Origin of the sequence: Pseudomonas sp. Pc102 (assembly GCF_018408275.1) — a bacterium.
GTDB lineage: Bacteria > Pseudomonadota > Gammaproteobacteria > Pseudomonadales > Pseudomonadaceae > Metapseudomonas > Metapseudomonas tohonis.
Window position 1 is genome coordinate 4,253,060 of the sequence record NZ_AP021905.1, and the last position, 20,392, is coordinate 4,273,451.

General features: G+C 65.5%; 18 protein-coding genes. 10 read left to right on the plus strand and 8 right to left on the minus strand.

Annotated elements, in window-relative coordinates:
- Window positions 1-26: 26 nt before the first annotated feature.
- Both PHLH3_RS19330 and uraH read right to left on the minus strand, forming a co-directional pair.
- Window positions 27-1,730, minus strand: a complete 1,704-nt coding sequence (locus tag PHLH3_RS19330) for a ShlB/FhaC/HecB family hemolysin secretion/activation protein (RefSeq protein WP_213625420.1) — start codon at window positions 1,728-1,730, stop codon at window positions 27-29.
- Between the two features lie 278 nt (window positions 1,731-2,008).
- The gene (uraH, locus tag PHLH3_RS19335) at window positions 2,009-2,362 is read right to left on the minus strand and encodes a hydroxyisourate hydrolase (RefSeq protein ID WP_111260831.1); all 354 of its coding nucleotides are present in this window, start codon (window positions 2,360-2,362) and stop codon (window positions 2,009-2,011) included.
- 405 nt (window positions 2,363-2,767) lie between these two features.
- Here uraH and puuE point away from each other — a divergent pair, with 405 nt between their 5' ends.
- The 7 genes from puuE (at window position 2,768) to PHLH3_RS19370 (ending at window position 10,398) form a co-directional block, all read left to right on the plus strand.
- The gene (gene puuE, locus PHLH3_RS19340; protein ID WP_213625421.1) at window positions 2,768-3,697 is read left to right on the plus strand and encodes an allantoinase PuuE; all 930 of its coding nucleotides are present in this window, start codon (window positions 2,768-2,770) and stop codon (window positions 3,695-3,697) included.
- A complete protein-coding gene (gene uraD / locus PHLH3_RS19345) occupies window positions 3,694-4,209 on the plus strand; it encodes a 2-oxo-4-hydroxy-4-carboxy-5-ureidoimidazoline decarboxylase (protein WP_213625422.1) in 516 nt (171 codons plus the stop codon). Before puuE ends, uraD begins: the two co-directional genes overlap by 4 nt.
- Window positions 4,210-4,264: 55 nt before the next feature.
- Window positions 4,265-5,260, plus strand: coding sequence for an allantoicase (gene alc / locus PHLH3_RS19350; RefSeq protein WP_213625423.1), 996 nt, complete (start codon window positions 4,265-4,267; stop codon window positions 5,258-5,260).
- 64 nt (window positions 5,261-5,324) lie between these two features.
- Window positions 5,325-5,828 carry an ureidoglycolate lyase gene (locus PHLH3_RS19355; protein ID WP_173177884.1) on the plus strand — a complete coding sequence of 168 codons (504 nt, stop codon included), beginning with the start codon at window positions 5,325-5,327 and terminating at the stop codon, window positions 5,826-5,828.
- A gap of 53 nt (window positions 5,829-5,881) precedes the next feature.
- Window positions 5,882-7,192 (plus strand): urate hydroxylase PuuD, encoded by a 1,311-nt coding sequence (locus tag PHLH3_RS19360; RefSeq protein ID WP_213625424.1) that lies wholly within the window; start codon window positions 5,882-5,884, stop codon window positions 7,190-7,192.
- Window positions 7,193-7,446: 254 nt separating this feature from the next.
- Window positions 7,447-8,793, plus strand: a complete 1,347-nt coding sequence (locus PHLH3_RS19365) for a nucleobase:cation symporter-2 family protein (RefSeq protein WP_213625425.1) — start codon at window positions 7,447-7,449, stop codon at window positions 8,791-8,793.
- Between the two features lie 783 nt (window positions 8,794-9,576).
- Window positions 9,577-10,398: an outer membrane protein OmpK gene (locus PHLH3_RS19370; protein ID WP_213625426.1), complete on the plus strand. Its 822-nt coding sequence runs from the start codon at window positions 9,577-9,579 to the stop codon at window positions 10,396-10,398.
- An 80-nt stretch (window positions 10,399-10,478) separates the two neighbouring features.
- Here the strand turns inward: PHLH3_RS19370 and PHLH3_RS19375 are convergent, their stop codons facing one another.
- From PHLH3_RS19375 to moaA, 4 genes are all read right to left on the minus strand, one after another.
- Window positions 10,479-10,928, minus strand: a complete 450-nt coding sequence (locus PHLH3_RS19375; RefSeq protein ID WP_213625427.1) for a PA2169 family four-helix-bundle protein — start codon at window positions 10,926-10,928, stop codon at window positions 10,479-10,481.
- A gap of 203 nt (window positions 10,929-11,131) precedes the next feature.
- A complete protein-coding gene (locus PHLH3_RS19380; protein ID WP_213630625.1) occupies window positions 11,132-11,944 on the minus strand; it encodes a transporter substrate-binding domain-containing protein in 813 nt (270 codons plus the stop codon).
- Between the two features lie 75 nt (window positions 11,945-12,019).
- Window positions 12,020-13,378 (minus strand): 8-oxoguanine deaminase, encoded by a 1,359-nt coding sequence (locus PHLH3_RS19385; protein WP_213625428.1) that lies wholly within the window; start codon window positions 13,376-13,378, stop codon window positions 12,020-12,022.
- Window positions 13,379-13,539: 161 nt separating this feature from the next.
- A complete protein-coding gene (gene moaA / locus PHLH3_RS19390; RefSeq protein ID WP_213625429.1) occupies window positions 13,540-14,535 on the minus strand; it encodes a GTP 3',8-cyclase MoaA in 996 nt (331 codons plus the stop codon).
- 222 nt (window positions 14,536-14,757) lie between these two features.
- Between moaA and PHLH3_RS19395 the strand changes: the two genes are divergently transcribed.
- Complete coding sequence (locus PHLH3_RS19395) at window positions 14,758-15,387, plus strand: TetR/AcrR family transcriptional regulator (protein WP_111260842.1); 630 nt, start codon at window positions 14,758-14,760, stop codon at window positions 15,385-15,387.
- A 10-nt stretch (window positions 15,388-15,397) separates the two neighbouring features.
- On the opposite strand, the gene PHLH3_RS19400 is transcribed toward PHLH3_RS19395, so the two are convergent.
- Both PHLH3_RS19400 and PHLH3_RS19405 read right to left on the minus strand, forming a co-directional pair.
- Window positions 15,398-16,834: an RtcB family protein gene (locus PHLH3_RS19400; protein WP_213625430.1), complete on the minus strand. Its 1,437-nt coding sequence runs from the start codon at window positions 16,832-16,834 to the stop codon at window positions 15,398-15,400.
- 160 nt (window positions 16,835-16,994) lie between these two features.
- Entirely contained in the window at window positions 16,995-17,438 is a 444-nt protein-coding gene (locus tag PHLH3_RS19405) for a heme-binding protein (protein ID WP_021220542.1), read from the minus strand.
- Between the two features lie 335 nt (window positions 17,439-17,773).
- Between PHLH3_RS19405 and gcl the strand changes: the two genes are divergently transcribed.
- Together gcl and hyi are read left to right on the plus strand one after the other, a co-directional pair.
- Window positions 17,774-19,549: a glyoxylate carboligase gene (gene gcl / locus PHLH3_RS19410; RefSeq protein ID WP_213625431.1), complete on the plus strand. Its 1,776-nt coding sequence runs from the start codon at window positions 17,774-17,776 to the stop codon at window positions 19,547-19,549.
- Window positions 19,550-19,609: 60 nt separating this feature from the next.
- Window positions 19,610-20,392, plus strand: a complete 783-nt coding sequence (gene hyi / locus PHLH3_RS19415; RefSeq protein WP_173177864.1) for a hydroxypyruvate isomerase — start codon at window positions 19,610-19,612, stop codon at window positions 20,390-20,392.

The window sequence follows — 20,392 nt, forward strand, 5'->3', positions numbered from 1 at the left end:
TACTGGAACTCCGGGCGAAGCTGAAATCAGAAGAAGAGGTCGAAGCGGAAATACACCGGGTGCTCCTGGCGCGTGATGGCGTCAGGGCGTTCCAGGGACCGCGCGAAGGTGACCGAGGCGGCCAGGTGCTGGCCCCGGGCACTGAATTCGAAGGCGTTGCCGCTGAGGCGGCCGCTCTGGCCGGGGTTGTAGCGATCGCCGTGGATCACCCCCAGGTCATAGGCGAACGCGGCGCCGTATTCCTGCACGAAGGGCTGCAGCGCCGCCCAGGTCACCGGCCGCCGCCAGCGCAGCTGGTTGCGCCAGTAGGCGCCGGTGTCGCCGGAGAGGGATTGCTCCTTGAAGCCGCGCACCGAGCTGAGGCCGCCGACGCTGATGCGCTGCGGGCTGTAGAGCACGTCCTCGCTGTGCTGGCCGTTGACCAGGCTGTCGACGCTGAAGGATTCGCCCAGCAGCTGGAACGACTGCAGGTAGCTGGCGGTGAGGCTGTACTTGTTGTAGCGGGCCTCGGGCGAGTGGTGGAACGGTGTGCGGTCGTGCTGGGCGTCGAAGGCGCCGATGCCGCGCTGCCAGCCGACATCGACGTTGACGAAGGCGTTGCCGATGCGCCGGCCGTGGTTGAAGCCCAGCTGGGATTCGGTCAGGCGCGGGCTTGAGTTGCCGAGCAGGCTGTTTTCCACGTAGTTGCGCGTTTCCAGGTGGGCGATGCCGAGGCTGGCGGCGGTCTTGCTGACGCTGTCGCGGTGCAGCACGCGCTCGGCGCGCAGTTGGTGGTTCTTGCTCTCGCCGTCGGTGCCGAAGGCGAAGCCGTCGCCCTGGTTACGGGTGCGGTAGTAGCTCTGGCTGTAGGCGTAGCTGAAGTTCCACCAGCCGTAGGGCAGGTTGTAGAGGACGCTCTGGTTGGCCGAGTGCTTCCAGTGGTCGCTGTCCAGGTCGCCGCCGCCGCGCAGGCTGAGCTGGTCGGCCAGGCCGAAGGGGCTGTCCCAGTCGAGACTGGCGCCCCACTGCTGCTCGCCGGTGCTGCGCTGGCCGTCGTTGTGGCGGTTCAGGCCCACGCGCCAGGGTTTGCTCGGCTCGCCCTTGAGCTGCACGCGGCTGCCACCCACGTCCGCGCCGGGCACCAGCTCCAGTTGCGCGGGGCGCGACGGCAGGCGGTTGATCTGGTCCACCAGCTGTTCCATTTCGCGCAAATCGAGCACCTCGCCGTTGCGCGCGGGCGAGGCCATGGCCAGTTCGCGGTCGCTGGCGATGGCGGAGCTGTCGAGGCCTTCGAGGCTGCCCTCGACCACGATGACGTCCAGCTCGCCGTCGGCCAGGTCCTGCTGCGGCAGGTAGGCGCGGGAAGTGACGTAGCCCTTGTCGATGTAGTGCTGGGTGATGGCCTTGAGCAGCTCGTTGAGACGGCCGCTGTCCAGGCACTGGTTTTCGAACGGCTTGAGCAGCTCGCGCTGGCGCGGCGCAGCAATCAGGCTGGCACCCTGCAGGCGGATGCTGCGGATGTCGAAGCACGGCCCCTGGCTGGCGGGGGCGCTGGGCCGGACGGAGGCCTCGCGGCCGGGCAGTTGCTGCAGGTCCTGCAGGCGCTTGCGCTGCTCCTCGAGGATGCGGTCCTGGCGCTCGCGGATCAGGTCGCGATCGCCAGCGAAGGGCGCACCAGGGCTATCAGCCGCGAAAACGGAAAAAGCAGGAAAAAGCAGGCAGAAACCCGCAGCGAAAGACTGCAGACGCATTGCGACCGTCCTTGGAGTAGTGGCATATCGACATCGGGGCGGCATTTTTATGGCGCCGGGAACTTCGCTCAAGCCCTTTCCCGACCAAATGCGAACCACTCGTCAGATGACTTGCAAAATGCCATCACTCTGGCACGGCAGTGCCAGAGCCTGCGGTCCAGACGGGACTTTCCTGTCCAGCTTCCTGCCGGGAGGCCCGAATCGCGGGCAAAAAAAGAGCCCGCAGTGTGGACGGGCCGGGAAAAGGACTCGCTGATGAGTCAGGGGTAAGACGGTTACTAGCTGCCGCGATAGGTGGAGTAGCTGTAGGGGGAGATCAGCAGCGGCACGTGGTAATGGTCCTGCTCGGCGCTGATGCCGAAGCGCAGCACGACCACATCGAGGAAGGCCTGCTCGGGCAGCTTCACGCCGCGCTTGCGGTAGTAGTCGCCAGCGTGGAAATGCAGCTGGTAGACGCCGGTGGCGTAGTCATCGCCCTGCAGCAGGGGCGCGTCACAGCGGCCGTCGTCGTTGGTGGTGGTGCGGGTGATCAGCTCCAGGCCGCCATTCTCGACGCGGTAGAGCTCGATGCTGATGTCGCTGCCAGGGCAACCGTGGGCGGCATCCAGTACGTGGGTGGTCAATCGTCCCATTGTTTTCCGGGCTCCCGCTGCGGTCATCGACCGGCGACAGCCACACCTCCTCTTCTCGTTGAAATCGGTGCATCAGGAGTGCCCAAGCCCTGAAAAGGGGCGGCCCGGGAACTGCGATGGACCAAATATAAGACATTATCCGGCAGAATTGTACACAATTATTCGAGAATTTTTAGCGCCTCGACGGCGGCTGGATTCGCTAGCACCATTTTGATGCAGACCGGCACAGAGCAAGGGTTGTATTGCAAAGAACTGACCAATCAGGCAAGTTTTTTGCAAACCTGCAGGACGTCGATCGGGGCAAATATTTCATTTACAAAACCAGATGACGTTTGTATACAATCACTCATCGCGTTCGCGCAGCCCGGCTCCGCGAACCCTCCACAGACAAGAAGGAATCCAGTAGTGAGCCTCGACTACCCCCGCGACCTGATCGGCTACGGCAGCAATCCCCCGCATCCGCACTGGCCGGGCGAGGCACGCATCGCCCTCTCCTTCGTCCTCAACTACGAGGAAGGCGGCGAGCGCAACATCCTCCACGGCGACAAGGAATCCGAGGCCTTCCTCTCGGAGATGGTCGCGGCGCAGCCCCTGCAGGGCGCCCGCAACATGAGCATGGAATCCCTCTACGAGTACGGTAGCCGAGCCGGCGTCTGGCGCCTGCTCAACCTGTTCAAGAAGCACGACATCCCGCTGACCATCTTCGCCGTCGCCATGGCCGCACAGCGCCACCCGGACGCCATCCGCGCCATGGTCGAGGCCGGCCACGAGATCTGCAGCCACGGCTACCGCTGGATCGACTACCAGTACATGAGCGAGGAGCAGGAGCGCGAGCACATGCTCGAGGCCATCCGCATCCTCACCGAGCTGACCGGCGAACGCCCGCTGGGCTGGTACACCGGCCGCACCGGCCCGAACACCCGTCGCCTGGTGATGGAGGAAGGCGGCTTCCTCTACGACTCCGACACCTACGACGACGACCTGCCCTACTGGGACCCGGCCAGCACCGTGGAGAAACCGCACCTGGTGATCCCCTACACCCTCGACACCAACGACATGCGCTTCACCCAGGTGCAGGGCTTCAACAAGGGCGACGACTTCTACGAATACCTGAAGGATGCCTTCGACGTGCTCTACGCCGAAGGTGCCGCCGGCGCGCCGAAGATGCTCTCCATCGGCATGCACTGCCGCCTGCTGGGCCGCCCCGCGCGCCTCGCCGCCCTGGCCCGCTTCATCGAATACGTGAAGAGCCACGACAAGGTCTGGTTCGCCCGCCGCGTGGACATCGCCCGCCACTGGCACACCACCCACCCTTTCCAAGGCAACGCCCAATGAGCAGCTTCCAGAAGATCACCCCGTCCAGCCTGTCCCGCGAGGCCTTCGTCAGCGCCTTCGCCGACATCTACGAGCATTCGCCCTGGGTCGCCGAAAAGGCCTACGACCTCGGCCTGGATGCCAGCGTCGACCAGATCGACGGCCTGCACCAGCGCATGTCCGACATCCTTCTCAGCGCCAGCCACGACGCCCAGCTGGCCCTGATCAACGCTCACCCGGACCTGGCAGGCAAGGCCGCCGTCCGAGGCGAGTTGACCGAAGCCAGCACCAGCGAACAGGCCGGTGCAGGCATCCACGAATGCACGGCTGAAGAGTTCGCACGCTTCACCGAGCTGAACGACGCCTACAAGGTCAAGTTCGGGTTCCCTTTCATCATGGCGGTGAAGGGCAGCAACCGGCACCAGATCCTGGCGGCCTTCGAGGAGCGCATCCACAACACCCCCGAAGCCGAGTTCAGCCGGGCCCTGGCCGAGATCAACCGGATCGCGCTGTTCCGCCTGCAGCAGATGTGACCCCGGCTGCACCCACGCCGGACACGCCGATGCTCCCGTTCCAAGGCAGACCGCAATGAAGAGCTACGCAGTACCCTTCGAGAAGTACATCAACCTCGCCGACGCCCGTCTCGGGACCCGAGCCCTCTCGGTCACCGACGACTGGTTCGCCGACGTCAACCGCCTGTTCCAGCCGTCCGCGGCCGTGTGGAAGGAAGGCGTGTTCGACGACAACGGCAAGTGGATGGACGGCTGGGAATCCCGCCGCAAGCGTTTCGAAGGCCATGACCACGCCGTGATCCGCCTGGGTGTAGCGGGCTCGATCAAGGGCGTGGACATCGACACCAGTTTCTTCACCGGCAACTACCCGCCGTCCGCGTCCCTGGAAGGCTGCTTCGTGGCCAACGGCGACCCGGACGAGCACACCGCCTGGAGCGAAGTGCTCGGCGCCGTCGAGCTCAAGGGCGATAGCCACCACTATCACGCGATCGACAACGACCAGGCCTTCACCCACCTGCGCTTCAACATCTATCCCGACGGTGGCGTGGCACGCCTGCGCGTATACGGCATCCCCCATCGCGACTGGAGCACGGTGGGCGACTTCGAGCAGGTCGACCTCGCCGCAGCCCTCAATGGCGGTCGCGCGCTGGCCTGCTCCGACGAGCATTTCGGCCGCATGGGCAACATCCTCAACCCGGGCCGTGGCATCAACATGGGCGACGGCTGGGAAACCGCCCGCCGCCGCACCCCGGGCAACGACTGGGTGATAGTCGCCCTCGGCCACCCCGGCGAGATCGAGCGAATCGTGGTCGATACCCTGCACTTCAAGGGTAACTACCCCGACAGCTGCTCGATCCAGGCGGCCTTCGTCAAGGGCGGCACCGACAGCCAGATCGAGACCCAGAGCCTGTTCTGGCGCGAGCTGCTGCCGAGCCAGAAGCTCTCGATGCACGCCGAGCACGAATACACCGAACAGATCCGGGCCCTCGGCCCCGTCACCCACGTACGCCTGAACATATTCCCGGACGGAGGCGTCAGTCGCCTGCGCCTGTTCGGCAAGGTGGCCAGATAACGCCGGGCCAACCCCGGCAACCCCGCCACCGTGGCGGGGCGACAGCAAGGACAAGAAGAACAGCATGCGCACTCTCAAGATCGAGCCCCTGACCAAAGAAGCATTCGCCCCGTTCGGTGACGTCATCGAAACCGAAGGCAGCGAGTTCTTCATGATCAACAACGGCTCAACCCGCCGTTACCACAAGCTGGCCACCGTCGAGACGGCCCAGCCGGACGACAAGGCAATCATCAGCATCTTCAGCGCCGAGTCCCTGGAGATGCCCCTTCCCATCCGCATGCTTGAACGACATCCGCAGGGCAGCCAGGCCTTCATACCGCTGCTCGGCAACCCCTTTCTGGTCGTGGTCGCGCCGGTTGGCGATGCACCTGTACCGGGTCTGGTCCGTGCCTTCCTCACCAATGGCAGGCAGGGCGTTAATTACCATCGCGGCGTCTGGCACCACCCGGTGCTGACGATCGAAAAGCGGGATGACTTCCTGGTGGTTGATCGCAGCGGTTCCGGCAACAACTGCGACGAGCATTACTTCACCGAGGACGAGCAACTGCTCCTCGACCCCCACCACTAATAAGAGAAGCCCAGCGATCGCCGTGCCGATCGTCCGGGAAAGAGGTACGTACTGTGGAAGCACATCTGACCGAATGGCTGAACCTGAGCATCCGCTGGGTTCACATGATCACCGGCATCGCCTGGATCGGCGCATCCTTCTATTTCGTCTGGCTGGAGAACAACCTCAACCGCAAGGCCCCGCGCGAGGGGTTGGCCGGTGACCTGTGGGCGATCCACGGTGGCGGCATCTACCACCTGGAGAAATACAAGCTCGCCCCGCCGAAAATGCCGGACAACCTGCACTGGTTCAAATGGGAGGCCTATTTCACCTGGCTGTCTGGCGTCGCCCTGCTGACCGTGGTGTTCTACCTGAACCCGACCCTGTACCTGATCGCCCCCGGCCTGGACCTCGCCCCGGCTGCGGCCATCGCCATCGGCGTCGGTTCCCTGATCGCCGGCTGGTTCATCTACGACCTGCTGTGCGACTCGCCCCTGGGCAAGCAGCCCGCCCTGCTCGGCCTGATCCTCTTCGTGCTGGTGATCGGCGCGGCCTGGGGCTTCACCCAGGTGTTCAGCGGCCGTGGCGCCTACATCCATGTCGGCGCGCTGATCGGCACCATCATGGTCGGCAACGTGTTCCGCATCATCATGCCGGCACAGCGTGCACTGGTTAAGGCCATCGAAGAGAACCGCACCCCGGACCCGGCGCTGCCGGCCAAGGGCCTGCTGCGCTCGCGCCACAACAACTACTTCACCCTGCCGGTGCTGTTCATCATGATCAGCAACCACTTCCCGAGCACCTACGGCAGCCAGTACAACTGGCTGATCCTGGCCGGGATCGCGGTAATCGCCGTTCTCGTGCGCCACTACTTCAACACCCGCCACGACAGCAACAAGTTCGCCTGGACCCTCCCGGCCGGCGCACTGGGCATGATCTGCCTGGCCTTCGTCACCTCGCCGAACTACAAGGCCGCCACCGCGCCCATCGCCAACGTCGCCCCGGTCACCGCACCGGCCAAGACCGAGGCCGCAGCGCCGGCAGCCACCAGTGAAGGCAGCAAGCCAGCCGAGCAGGCCCAGGCTCCGGCCCAGCCCGCCAACGCCCAGGCCAACGCCGGCGGCGCGGACTTCGACAAGGTCCACAGCGTGATCCAGGAACGTTGCTCCGTCTGCCATTCCGCCAAGCCCACCAGCCCGATGTTCACCGCGGCACCGGGTGGCGTGATGTTCGACACCCCGCAGCAGATCCAGGCCATGGCGCCGAAGATCCAGGCACAGGCCGTCGCCACCCAGATCATGCCGCTGGGCAACATCACCCAGATGACCCAGGCCGAACGCGACCTGATCGGTTCCTGGATCGCCGAAGGCGCCAAGACCAACTGATCTCGACCACGACGGGCCGCATCCCCAAGCTGCGGCCCGTGTTTCAAGCCTGCCCCAGGCAGGCTTTTTTATCCTCTTCCGGCACGGCGTTCCGGTGCATGTCCCGCACCAGGCCCTGCCCTTTGTTCCGCGTGCCCCATCCACCGCCCACAGCTGGGCCTGGATGGCAGAAACATGAATACCAGGATCGCCGCCGGTCTTTGCCGGCTGCGGCCTAGACGGCTCAACAAAAACAAAAGCGCCAGAGGTGTTGCATGACCAAGCTGACCGAGCCCGAGCTCGCCATTCCGCCCGCCGATCAACGCCTGCCTTTGTTGCAACTCCTGCTCGTGGGCATCCAGCACGTGCTGCTGATGTACGGCGGCGCCGTGGCCGTGCCGCTGATCGTCGGCCAGGCGGCCGGCCTGTCCCGCGAGGAAATCGCCTTCCTGATCAACGCGGACCTGCTGGTGGCCGGTATCGCCACCCTGGTGCAATCGATTGGCATCGGCCCGGTGGGTATCCGCATGCCGGTGATGATGGGCGCGAGCTTCGCCGCCGTCGGCAGCATGGTGGTGATGGCCGGCATGCCTGGCGTGGGCCTGCAAGGCATCTTCGGCGCCACCATCGCCGCCGGCTTCTTCGGCCTGCTGCTGGCCCCCTTCATGGCGCGCATCGTGCGGTTCTTCCCGCCGCTGGTCACCGGCACGGTGATCACTTCCATCGGCCTCACCCTGTTCCCCGTGGCGGTCAACTGGGCCGGCGGTGGCAGCAAGGCGGTGCAGTTCGGCGCCCTGGAATACCTCGCCGTGGCCGCCCTGGTGCTGGGCATCATCCTGTTGGTCAACCGCTTCATGCGCGGCTTCTGGGTCAATGTCTCGGTGCTGATCGGCATGGCGGTCGGCTACGTCGTCGCAGGCGGCATGGGCATGGTCGACCTCACCGGCCTGGAGCAGGCGCCCTGGTTCCAGGTGGTAACCCCGCTGCATTTCGGCATGCCCAGGTTCGAGCTGGCGCCGGTGCTGTCGATGTGCCTGGTGGTGGTGATCATCTTCGTCGAGTCCACCGGCATGTTCCTCGCCCTGGGCAAGATCACCGGTCGCGAGGTCTGCCCCAAGGCCCTGCGCCGCGGCCTGCTGTGCGACGCCGGCGCCTCCTTCTTCGCCGGCTTCTTCAACACCTTCACCCACTCCTCCTTCGCCCAGAACATCGGCCTGGTGCAGATGACCGGCGCGCGCAGCCGCTACGTCACCGCCGTGGCCGGCCTGTTCCTGATCACCCTCAGCCTGCTGCCCAAGGCCGCCTTCCTGGTCGCCTCCATCCCGCCCGCCGTACTCGGTGGCGCAGGGCTGGCGATGTTCGGCATGGTCGCCGCCACGGGCATCAAGATCCTCCACGAAGCCGACATCACCGACCGCCGCAACCAGTTGCTGGTCGCCGTGAGCATGGGGATGGGCATGGCGCCGGTGGTGCGCCCCGAGTTCTTCGCCCACCTGCCCCACTGGATGGAGCCCATCACCCACAGCGGCATCGCCATGGCCACCGTCAGCGCGCTGGTGCTCAACATCCTGTTCAACATCCTGGGCGAGAAGGAGCGCAGCCGACACTGCGCCGCCCACTGAGCCTTGCTCCCACCTGGATGCACCGACCCGGTGAGGACAGGACTTCCCGCCCGCCTACAAGGCGGGCTTTTTTATGGGCATCCGCTTCCAAACGAGATGGCAAGGCACGTAACCGTCGGTTGGGCCGAGGCACGAAGCCCAACGTAGCCGGGCTCGATTCCGCTCCGTTGGGCCTCGCTGCGCTCGGCGCCAACCTACGGCTTCGTCCAGGGATTACGGGCTTTACAGGTCATCAGGGTAATCGCGTGGCGAGTCGATGGGTCGCAGCCAAAACGCACGATTTTCTGTACACAATTCTGATTTATTTTGTTACTCAGCCTGTAAACAGAATGCTATAGTCGCAAAACCTGACCCGCAGTTCAGTTTCCGAACGCGAGGCGGCCAGCGGGACGGCAGTCACCCGCAAGCCCACGACCTACAAAAACAACAGGCAGGCTTTGAACGATGAACACATCCGCACAGACCGGAACCTACGGCGCCGTCCGCAGCCCGGCGCACCTAATCCCCACTGCCCTGCCCGCCCCGCTCACGACACTCTCCACCGAGGCCTGCCCCCACGCGGCCCGGCGCACATCGCACGACGCAGCCGAACAGCCCAGCGCTGAAGATCGCCCGTCGCCGCCCCGGAATCCGAAGACCGACCGCGTCGTCATGACGAGCTGACGCCAGGACGGCCAACCCGGAATCCCTCCATGCATCCAGCAAGACCGCCCCGCTCCGCCGGGCGGCTCCCTGCCGGCTGCGTAGAGGCCAACCTGAAGCCCTGAAAATAAGGAAAACCGCATGAACCTGAAGCATCTGCCTCACTGCATCGCCCTTACCGCCGGCCTCCTGGCGGGAGGGCAGGCCCTGGCCGACGGCCCGCTGCTGTGGCAGAACAACAGCATCACCTACCTCTACGGCCAGGATTTCAAGGTCAACCCGGAAATCCAGCAGACCTTCACCTTCGAGCACGCCAGTGGCTGGACCTGGGGCGACCTGTTCATCTTCGCCGACCAGATCAACTACAACGGCAAGGCCGATGCCAACGCGGGCAACAACACCTACTACGGCGAGATCCAGCCGCGCCTGTCCTTCGGCAAGCTGCTCGACCAGAAGATCGCCTTCGGCCCGGTGACCGACGTGCTGCTGGCCGCCACCTACGAGCGTGGCGAGAACCGCACCCAGAACTACCTGCTCGGCCCGGGCTTCGACCTGGCCATCCCCGGCTTCGACTACTTCCAGCTGAACTTCTACTACCGCAAGCCCGACGGCATCACCAACAACCCGGCTGGCCAGTGGCAGGTCACCCCGGTGTGGTCGTACACCATCCCGGTGGGCAACTCCGACATCCTCATCGACGGCTTCATGGACTGGGTGTGGAACAACAAGGACGGCACCAGCAGCCGTCCGAACGACCTGCACGCCAACCTGCACTTCAACCCGCAGATCAAGTACGACCTGGGCAAGGCCCTTAACCTGGGCGCCAAGCAGCTCTACGTCGGTGTCGAGTACGACTACTGGAGCAACAAGTACGGTATCGACGACGACAGCTTCCTCGGCGACGAGATCCTCGGCGGCACCGACCAGAACACCGCCAGCCTGCTGGTCAAGGTGCACTTCTGATCGCACCTGCTGCATGAAAAAAGGGATGGCGCGAAACGCCATCCCTTTTTCGTTGGCGGCAATGCCGCCGATACCCGCCGTCAGCTGGCGCGGGCCAGGTTGCGCAGGGCCTTGATCTGGTCATGGTTGCGCTGCACGCCGAGCAGTTGTTTCTCGACGATGGAGCGAGCCGGCGGCGGCAGCTCCTTGCCCAGCGCATCCTTGTAGGCCTTCAGCGCGACATCTTCACCGCGCTCGCATTCGTTGAGGATGGCGGCATCGTCCTTGCCGGTCACCAGGGCCTTGAGGTCAACCCAGCGACGGTGCAGGGCGCCGGCCACGCTGGAGGAGGTCTCCGGGTCACCGCCCATGGAACGCACCACCTGCTGCAGCTCGGCAGCGGCGCGGGCGCACTCCTGGGCGCGCTGGGTGAAGGTGGCTTTCAGCTGGGGGTTCTTCACATCCTCGGCGCATTCGAGAAACCCCTTTTCGCCATCCTTGCTGGTTTCGATCAGGTCGTTGAGAACGGAAATAGCCTTGTGGTTATCCATCGTGCTTTCCTCTTTTCCGGTAGGGATTCCAGCCGAGTTCTTCCTCAGCCACTCAGAGAAATGGACCGGGGCGGTTTTCCGATGGTTCAAGGTTTCGGCCACGAGCAATGCCGGAGCGACACCTGCGCGATGCGGTGAAGCGCGAAGAGCGGGCCTCGCAGACAGGAAGGCCCGCTCATCGACCAGATGACGTACAGCAGGGGTCAGGGTCTGCCGGACTCACCTTTGCGCTTCTGCCGCTCCAGGTAGTCCACCTTCCACTGCTCCAGCCCCATGTACTCGGTATCGAGGTTGGCCTCGACGCGATAGCGCGCCTTGAGCGCGTCCACTTCGGCCTTGTGCGACACCAGGAAGCGGTCGAAGCGCTGCACCAGCTCCGGGTGCCGGGAGCTGGAGAGGTGGAAAGTGCCACGGGTGTGCGGCAGCGACGGGTCGAACACCAGCGCACCGGGGCGGGCGCGGATGTTGTCCAGGTAATAGGTGGCGACCACCACGTTGAAGTAGGCGCCGTCAGCCTGCTTCTTCAGGGCCTGGCGGATCATCTGCCGCAGGTCGCTGCCCTGCACCGGCTGTACCTTGCCCTCGTCGATCCGCGACTGGTAGCCACGGGGCGTCCAGCCCTGCACCAGGGCCAGGCGCCGCAGGCCGTCGATGCCCTGCCCGACCCGCTTCGGGTCCACCAGCACGCCATCCACGTAGCCCACCACCGGCGCGCTGTAGGCCATGGGCTTGCCGGCCTTGACCTCATCCGCCCATTCGGGGCTATCCGGGTATTTCAGGTCCACCTCGCCCTTGACCAGGCGCCCGGCCAGCTCGGTGACCGGCAGCGCGCGGTAGCTCAGTTCGATGTGCTCGGCCTGCGCGAACAGGTCCAGCACCTCGCGGGCGAAGCCGCGGTATTCACCCTGTTCGTCGACCCAGTAATGCGGCTGGAAGGACAGGCGCTCGACGCCCACGACATAGCTTTCCCCATGGGCCGCGCCCAGGGGCAGCAGGCCGGCCAGCAGCCAGCCCAGATAGCTCGCTCTCAAAGGACTCTCCTCGTCTTCGGGTAGGTGCCGGCCGCGACACGAGCCGCGGCCGGCGCGCCATCACTCGCCCAGCACCAACTGATGAGCGAGGCGGTTGTGGCGCTCGATCACGCGTGGCAGGTCGACGGTCATCAACTGGCCATCCTTCACCACCAGGCGACCGTTGATCACGCTGTGGGAGACCTGGGCCGGGGCGCAGAACACCAGGGCCGCCAGCGGATCGTGGAGGGCGCCGGCGAAGGCGATCTGGTTCAGGTCGAAGGCGACGAAGTCCGCCGCCATGCCCGGGGCCAGGGCACCGATGTCGTCACGGTTGAGCACCTTGGCGCCGCCCAGGGTGGCGATCTCCAGCGCCTCCCGCGCGGTCATGGCATCGGGGCCGAAACCGACGCGCTGCAGCAGCAGGGCCTGGCGCACCTCGCCGATCATGGTGGCGCCATCGTTGGAGGCCGAGCCGTCGACACCCAGGCCGACCGGGACGCCGGCATCGCGCATGCGGCGGATCGGCGCGATGCCCGAGGCCAGGCGCATGTTCGAGCAGGGGCAGTGGGCGACACCGGTGCCGGTGCGGGCGAACAGGTCGATGCCGTGCTGGTCGAGCTGGACGCAGTGGGCATGCCACACGTCATGGCCGACCCAGCCCAGGTCTTCGGCGTATTCGGCGGGGGTCATGCCGAACTTCTCGCGGCTGTAGGCGATGTCGTTGACGTTCTCCGCCAGGTGGGTGTGCAGCGACACGCCATACTGGCGCGCGAGCACCGCCGCCTCGCGCATCAGGTCCTGGCTCACCGAGAAGGGTGAGCACGGCGCCACCACCACCCGCAGCATCGAGCCATGGGACGCGTCGTGGTAGTCCTCGATCAGCCGCTGGGACTCCTTGAGGATGTCCGCCTCCTTCTCCACCACCGAGTCCGGCGGCAGGCCGCCCTGGCTGCGGCCGACGCTCATGCTGCCGCGCGCGGCGTGGAAGCGCATGCCGATCTCACCGGCGGCGTGGATGCTGTCGTCCAGCTTGCAGCCGTTGGGGTAGATGTAGAGGTGGTCGCTGGAGGTGGTGCAGCCGGAAAGGATCAGCTCGGCCATCGCCGTCTGGGTGGAGACCTGGATCAGCTCGGGGGTCAGGCGCGCCCAGATCGGGTAGAGGTTGGTCAGCCAGTTGAACAGCTCGCCGTCCTGGGCGGCCGGCACCACGCGGGTGAGGCTCTGGTACATGTGGTGATGGGTGTTGACCAGGCCTGGGATGACGATGTGGCCCTTGAGGTCCAGCACCTCGTCCGCGCTCTGCGGCAGCTCGGCGCTCGGCCCCACCTGGCGGATGACGTTGTCCTCGATGAACAGGCCGCCCTGCCTGATCTCGCGGCGCTCACCATCCATCGTGACCAGCAGGTCAGCGTTCTTCACCAGCAATGTCTTGCCCATGCGTATTCTCCTCAGCCCTTCAGGGCGCTTTTGTTCTTGAAAAGGAATGCAGCAACGGATCGGGTTGCTGGGAGACGGACCGGCAAGGCGCGCCCTCGAAGACAGTACGGTTCGTACGGCAAGAGGGCGCAACGCAGCCGGGCCTAAGCCCAGCAGCCCGATCAGCCGCCGGTGGTGCTCATGAAGCGGACTACCTGTACCTGGGAATCCGCATCGAAATGGTGCCGCTCCGGCTTCAGCCTCAGGGCATCCACCAGGGCCGCGCGCAGCCGCTCGCCGTCACCGGGGTGACGACGGATCAGTGCCTTGAGGTCCAGTGCACCTTCATGGCCGAGGCACAGCACCAGCTTGCCTTCGGCGGTGACGCGCACACGGTTGCAGTCGCCGCAGAAGTTGCGGCTGTGGGGGGAAATGAAGCCGACCTGGGTGTCGCTGCCGATCACCTGCCAGTAGCGCGACGGACCACCGGTGCGATGGCTGCTGGGCAGGAGCTGGAAGCGTCGCCCGACCCGCTCGCGCACCTCTTCGGAGGTGCAGAGGGTGACCTTGCGTTCGTGGCTGGAGATGCTGCCCAGGGGCATCTCCTCGATGAAGCTGATGTCCAGGCCATGCTCGACGGCGAACGCCACCAAGTCCTCGACCTCATCGTCGTTACGGCCTTTCTGCACCACGGTATTGAGCTTGATGCGCTGGAACCCGGCGTCGCGCGCGGCGTCGATGCCGGCCAGCACCTGGTCGAGGCAATCACGACGGGTGAAGGCGGCGAAGCGCTCGCGCTGCAGGGAATCGAGGCTGATGTTGAGACGGGTGACGCCGGCGGCGCGCAGGTCGCGCGCCATGTGGGCGAGCTGCGAACCGTTGCTGGTGATGGCCAGGTCTTCCAGCTCGCGGCGGGCACCGAGCCGCGCCAGCAGGCCGGTGAGGCCCTTGCGCACCAGCGGCTCGCCACCGGTCACGCGGATGCGCCTGACCCCGAGCCCGATGAAGGCATCGGCCACGGCATAGAGCTCTTCGAGGCTGAGTATCTGCGCCCGCGGGGCGAAGACCATGTCTTCGCTCATGCAGTAGGTGCAACGGAAGTCGCAACGGTCCGTGACCGAGAGACGCAGGTAGGTGATCCGGCGACCGAAGGGGTCGCGCAATGTGCTGTCTTGCATGGTGCAGCCTGCCGCAACACGCGCCGGTCGGGACCCCGGCGGCATGGACGGATGCGGAATAAAAACAGAAATCCAAAATCTTGTATACAGAAACCTGTCGGACCGTCCCCTAGCCACCCCTCCCCCGCTTGCTTGAGAGGCCCGGGAGGCCGGTGCTACCATGCCCGACCGCTCGCCAGCCGACCCGTGACGGCCACATGGCGAGTGAACAGAGGAGCAGATGTGAGCAGCATTCGCGAGCGCAATAAAGAGCTGATCCTGCGGGCAGCCAGTGAAGAGTTCGCCGACAAGGGTTTCGCCGCCACCAAGACCAGCGACATCGCAGCCAAGGCCGGCCTGCCAAAGCCCAACGTCTACTACTACTTCAAGTCCAAGGAGAACCTCTACCGCGAGGTGCTCGAAAGCATCGTCGAGCCGCTGCTGGCAGCCTCCCACCCCTTCAATGCGGGCGGACACCCGGGCGATGTGCTCAAGGCCTACATCCGCTCGAAGATCCGCATCTCCCGCGAGCTGCCCCACGCCTCGAAGGTGTTCGCCAGCGAGATCATGCACGGTGCGCCGCACCTGTCCGCCGAGCAGACCGCCCACCTCAACGAGCAGGCCCGCCACAACATCGCCTGCATCCAGGGCTGGATCGACCAGGGGCTGATGGCCAGGATCGACCCCAGCCACCTGCTGTTCAGCATCTGGGCCGCGACCCAGACCTACGCCGACTTCGACTGGCAGATCTCCGTCGTCACCGGCAAGGCCTCGCTCAGCGACGCCGACTACGAAGCCGCCGCCGACACCATCATCCGCCTCGTGCTCAAAGGCTGCGAAGTGCAGGAAGCCCCCCAGGCGCAGAGCGCCTGAGGGAACCCCTTCAGGCCTTGAAGGTGAGCACCGGGCTGAACCGGGCAATCACCGCCACCGTCTCCTCCTCCACCTGCGAGCGCACCACCTCGCCGATCTCCTTGTAGGCGCCGGGCGCCTCCTCGATCATCCGCTCCTCGCGCGTGGTGATGCACTGCACCCGCTCCAGGCCGAGGATGCCCGGGTCCTTGCGCCCCTTGAAGAGGATCTCGCTGCGCGACATGGAGCGCCCCGCCCCATGGCTGGCGGAGCTCAGCCAGCGCGGGTTGCCGAGCCCGGTGAGCAGGTAGGAGTCGTGCCCCATGCTCCCGGGGATCAGCAGGTCCTGCCCCGCATAGGCCGGCGTCGCCCCCTTGCGGTGGACGTTGCCCTGCGGCTCCTGCAGCACGATGTTGTGCGGCACATCCACCAGCAGCGGTGCCTCGGTGTCGGGGCCGAACAGTTCGCGGGTCCGCTGGCGCACCATCTCGGCGATCAGCGCCCGGTTGGCGTCGGCGTAGTGAGCCGCGCTGTGCATGGCCAGCAGGTAGTGCCCGGCCATCTCGCCCACCATGGCGAAGACCTTCGACTCGGGATGCTTCATGCCCTTGGGCCAGAGCTCCCGGGCCTTGTCCATCCAGCGCCGGCCGACATGGAAGCCCACGTCCCGGGAGCCAGTGTGGATCATCACAACCACCTGCCCCACGGTCAGCCCGCGCTCGAAACAGGCGCGCCGATCGACCAGCTCGGTGACGACCTGCACCTCGACGAAGTGGTTGCCGCCACCGATGGTGCCCAGCCCCGGATCCCGCAGCACGGCACGACCCGTGTTCTGCAACGCCTCCGGGGCGTAGGCCGCCGAGCCACGGACGAAGGACGAGGGGTGCAGCTCCGCCAGTTCGCGCGTGACCTGCTCCAGATCGAGCCGCGCCAGGAGACCGTCGCGAGCGGAGCGACGTCCCACGGCACCCCAGAAATCACCGAGCCCGCCTTCGAACAGCGCCGTCATCTCGCCTGGCGCCGTGGGGATGTTGCGGGTGCCGCCCAGCAGGTCGCCCCGCACGCGCTCCACCCACTCGGCCTTGCGTGCAAGGAAAGCATCGTAGTGGATGCCCAGCCGATGCAGGCGCATGCCGCAGTTGATATCGGTGCCGATGCTCTGGGGAATCACCATCTCGGGGCTGGTGACGATGACCGCGCCCACCGGGATGCCGGAGCCGGCGTGGAAGTCCGGCGTCGCGCAGGCGCAACGCACCTCGCCGCCGTCGGGGTGGGAGACACCGGCGAAATCCAGCAACTGCAACACCGCCTTCTCCTCGATGGGAAAGGATTCGGGCAGCAGGATGCTGGCGCCCAGGCCGGCGCGGTTGAGCGAGGAAACGGACAGGGTATTGCCGTTGACGCGGCTGATGGACACGCCGGCTCGGGCCAGCTTCTGCTGGACCCGCTTGAAGGGAGTCTTCTTCATGGAATGCTGCTTTTTCGACAGACGAAAAAAGACATCGCCGCAATGGCGATGTGGTTGTCCGTCAGCAGCAGAAAGGGACGGCGCGGATGTTAGCGGCATCGCCAGGGCGATTCAACACCTGCGCCAGGGTGCCTCCCGGGGGGCGGGAGGCACGGGAGGGTCAGGCCGCCGCGATGCCGGCGTCGGCCTTGAGGCCCACCGATTCCACGCCGCTGATGGCGCACTGCTCGTCGATATCGGAGGTGTCGCCGCTGATGCCGATGGCGCCGATCACCTCCCCCGCCTGATTGCGGATCAGCACGCCACCCGGCGCAGGCACGAGGTTGCCGTCGGCCAGGTTGTTCACCGCGCCGATGAAGGCCGGGCGCTGCTGCGCGTCGGCGGCGATCAGGCGCGAGCCCTTGCCGAGGGCGACGGCGCCCCAGGCCTTGCCGATGGCGATCTGCGGGCGAAGCATGCTGGCGCCATCTTCACGCTGCAGGGTGATCAGGTGGCCGCCGGCATCCAGCACGGCAATGGTCAGGGGCGCGGTTCGAAGTTCGCGGCCGATGGCCAGGGCGCGGTTGGAGATGCTGACAGCGGTTTCCAGGGACAGGGTGCTCATCGTGAGGCTTCCTCGGGTAGTGGTTGAAGCGGACGCACGTCGCCGGGTTGCTGTGGCCATCACGGAGCCGGTTGCACGAATGGCGGCGCTTTTCTCAACTATCTCACCGAACACAAAAAAATCAATATTGATATACAATTAATTTCTTCTTTGTATACATTTATTCGCCATCCGCTCCAGATAGGCGCTGAAAGCCGCGTCAAACGGGCGTTTTAAAGAAACCCTGACCTGCGACATTTCGCCCGACAAATCTCCTTGACCCTTCAGTCGGCACCTGAATAGAATCCGCCACAAGCACCTTGTATACAATTTTCACAAGAAAAGAGGCACAAAACATGGCCAAAATGAGAGCAATCGAGGCCGCCGTCCTGGTGATGCGCCGCGAAGGCATCGACACCGCGTTCGGCATCCCCGGCGCCGCCATCAACCCGCTGTACGCCGCACTGAACAAGATCGGCGGCATTGACCATGTCCTGGCCCGTCACGTCGAGGGCGCCTCGCACATGGCCGAGGGCTATACCCGCACCAACCCGGGCAACATCGGCCTGTGCATCGGTACGTCCGGCCCTGCCGGCACCGACATGGTCACCGGCCTGTACTCGGCCTCCGCCGACTCCGTCCCGATCCTCTGCATCACCGGCCAGGCCCCTCGTGCCCGCCTGCACAAGGAAGACTTCCAGGCCGTCGACATCACCAGCATCGTCAAACCGGTGACCAAGTGGGCGACCACCGTCCTCGAGCCGGGCCAGGTGCCCTACGCCTTCCAGAAGGCCTTCTTCGAAATGCGCAGCGGCCGTCCCGGCCCGGTGCTGATCGACCTGCCCTTCGACGTGCAGATGGCCGAGATCGAATTCGACATCGACGCCTACGAGCCGCTGTCGGTGAACAAACCGTCCGCCACCCGCATCCAGGCCGAGAAGGCCCTGGCCATGCTCAATGAGGCCGAGCGCCCGCTGATCGTTTCCGGCGGCGGCGTGATCAACGCCAACGCCTCCGACAAGCTGGTCGCATTCGCCGAGCTGACCGGCGTACCGGTGATCCCGACCCTGATGGGCTGGGGCACCATCCCCGACGACCACGCCCTGATGGCCGGCATGTGCGGCCTGCAGACCTCGCACCGCTACGGCAACGCCACGCTGCTGGAATCGGACCTGGTGTTCGGCATCGGCAACCGCTGGGCCAACCGCCACACCGGCTCCGTCGACGTCTACACCCAGGGCCGCCGCTTCATCCACGTGGACATCGAGCCCACCCAGATCGGCCGCGTGTTCACCCCGGACCTGGGCATCGTCTCCGACGCCGGCTCCGCGCTGGACGCCTTCCTCGAAGTCGCCCGCGAGTGGAAAGCCGCCGGCAAGCTGAAGGACCGCAGTGCCTGGGTCGAATCCTGCCGCGAGCGCAAGCGCACCCTGCAGCGCAAGACCCACTTCGACAACGTGCCGGTCAAGCCGCAGCGCGTGTACGAGGAAATGAACGAGTTCTTCGGCAAGGACACCTGCTACGTCAGCACCATCGGCCTGTCGCAGATCGCCGGCGCCCAGTTCCTGCACGTGTACAAGCCCCGCCACTGGATCAACTGCGGCCAGGCCGGCCCGCTGGGCTGGACCGTTCCCGCCGCCCTCGGCGTGGTCAAGGCCGATCCGAGCCGGCCGGTGGTGGCGCTCTCGGGTGACTACGACTTCCAGTTCATGATCGAGGAGCTGGCCGTGGGCGCGCAGTTCAACCTGCCCTACATCCACGTGCTGGTGAACAACTCCTACCTGGGCCTGATCCGCCAGGCGCAGCGCGGCTTCGAGATCGACTACTGCGTGCAGCTGTCCTTCGACAACGTCAACGCACCGGAGCTCAACGGCTACGGCGTGGACCACGTCGCGGTGGTCGAGGGCCTGGGCTGCAAGGCCATCCGCGTGTTCGACGCCAACGAACTGCAAGGCGCCTTCGCCAAGGCCCGCAAGCTGATGGAAGAGTTCCGCGTACCGGTCGTGGTCGAGGTCATCCTGGAGCGTGTCACCAACATCTCCATGGGCACCGAGATCAACGCGATCAATGAGTTCGAAGAGCTGGCCCAGCGCGGCGCCGACGCCCCGACCGCCATCTCGCTGCTGGACTGACGAGCAACGCCCCCTCTCCCGTTCGTGGCGGGAGAGGGAGGTCTACCGAGGAGAATCTTCATGCCCCGTTTTGCCGCCAACCTGTCCATGCTGTTCACCGAAGTGGACTTCCTGGACCGTTTCGCCGCCGCTGCCGACGCCGGTTTCACCGGTGTCGAGTACCTCTTCCCCTACGACTTCCCGGCCGAGGAGATCAAGGCCCGCCTGGACGCCAACAAGCTGGAACAGGTGCTGTTCAACCTGCCCGCCGGCGACTGGGGCAAGGGTGAGCGCGGCATCGCCTGCCACCCGGACCGCGTCGAGGAATTCCGCGCCGGCGTCGACAAGGCCATCGCCTACGCCAAGGTGCTCGGCAACCAGCAGGTCAACTGCCTGGCCGGCATCCGCCCCCAGGGCCCGGACTGCGCCACCGTCGAGAAGACCTTCGTCGACAACCTGAAGTACGCCGCCGAGAAGCTGCAAGCCGCAGGCATCCGCCTGGTCATGGAAATGATCAACACCCGCGACATCCCCGGCTTCTACCTGAACACCACCCGGCAGGCCCTGGCCATCCGCGAGAAGGTCGGCAGCGCCAACCTGTTCCTGCAGTACGACATCTATCACATGCAGATCATGGAAGGTGACCTGGCGCGCACCGTGGAAGGCAACCTCGCCGTGATCAACCACGTGCAGCTGGCCGACAACCCGGGCCGCAACGAGCCGGGCACCGGCGAGATCAACTACCGCTTCCTCTTCGAGCACCTGGACCGCATCGGCTACCAGGGCTGGGTCGGCTGCGAGTACAAGCCCGCCACCACCACCGCCGCCGGCCTTGGCTGGCTGAAAACCCATAACGCCATCTAA

What these genes read in the sequence shown, in the direction of transcription:
- PHLH3_RS19330 (WP_213625420.1), bottom strand. Translation starts at nt 1,730, where the DNA reads ATGCGTCTGCAGTCTTTCGCTGCGGGTTTCTGCCTGCTTTTTCCTGCT.
- uraH (WP_111260831.1), bottom strand. Translation starts at nt 2,362, where the DNA reads ATGGGACGATTGACCACCCACGTACTGGATGCCGCCCACGGTTGCCCT.
- uraD (WP_213625422.1), top strand. Translation starts at nt 3,694, where the DNA reads ATGAGCAGCTTCCAGAAGATCACCCCGTCCAGCCTGTCCCGCGAGGCC.
- alc (WP_213625423.1), top strand. Translation starts at nt 4,265, where the DNA reads ATGAAGAGCTACGCAGTACCCTTCGAGAAGTACATCAACCTCGCCGAC.
- PHLH3_RS19355 (WP_173177884.1), top strand. Translation starts at nt 5,325, where the DNA reads ATGCGCACTCTCAAGATCGAGCCCCTGACCAAAGAAGCATTCGCCCCG.
- PHLH3_RS19365 (WP_213625425.1), top strand. Translation starts at nt 7,447, where the DNA reads ATGACCAAGCTGACCGAGCCCGAGCTCGCCATTCCGCCCGCCGATCAA.
- PHLH3_RS19370 (WP_213625426.1), top strand. Translation starts at nt 9,577, where the DNA reads ATGAACCTGAAGCATCTGCCTCACTGCATCGCCCTTACCGCCGGCCTC.
- PHLH3_RS19375 (WP_213625427.1), bottom strand. Translation starts at nt 10,928, where the DNA reads ATGGATAACCACAAGGCTATTTCCGTTCTCAACGACCTGATCGAAACC.
- PHLH3_RS19385 (WP_213625428.1), bottom strand. Translation starts at nt 13,378, where the DNA reads ATGGGCAAGACATTGCTGGTGAAGAACGCTGACCTGCTGGTCACGATG.
- moaA (WP_213625429.1), bottom strand. Translation starts at nt 14,535, where the DNA reads ATGCAAGACAGCACATTGCGCGACCCCTTCGGTCGCCGGATCACCTAC.
- PHLH3_RS19400 (WP_213625430.1), bottom strand. Translation starts at nt 16,834, where the DNA reads ATGAAGAAGACTCCCTTCAAGCGGGTCCAGCAGAAGCTGGCCCGAGCC.
- PHLH3_RS19405 (WP_021220542.1), bottom strand. Translation starts at nt 17,438, where the DNA reads ATGAGCACCCTGTCCCTGGAAACCGCTGTCAGCATCTCCAACCGCGCC.
- gcl (WP_213625431.1), top strand. Translation starts at nt 17,774, where the DNA reads ATGGCCAAAATGAGAGCAATCGAGGCCGCCGTCCTGGTGATGCGCCGC.
- hyi (WP_173177864.1), top strand. Translation starts at nt 19,610, where the DNA reads ATGCCCCGTTTTGCCGCCAACCTGTCCATGCTGTTCACCGAAGTGGAC.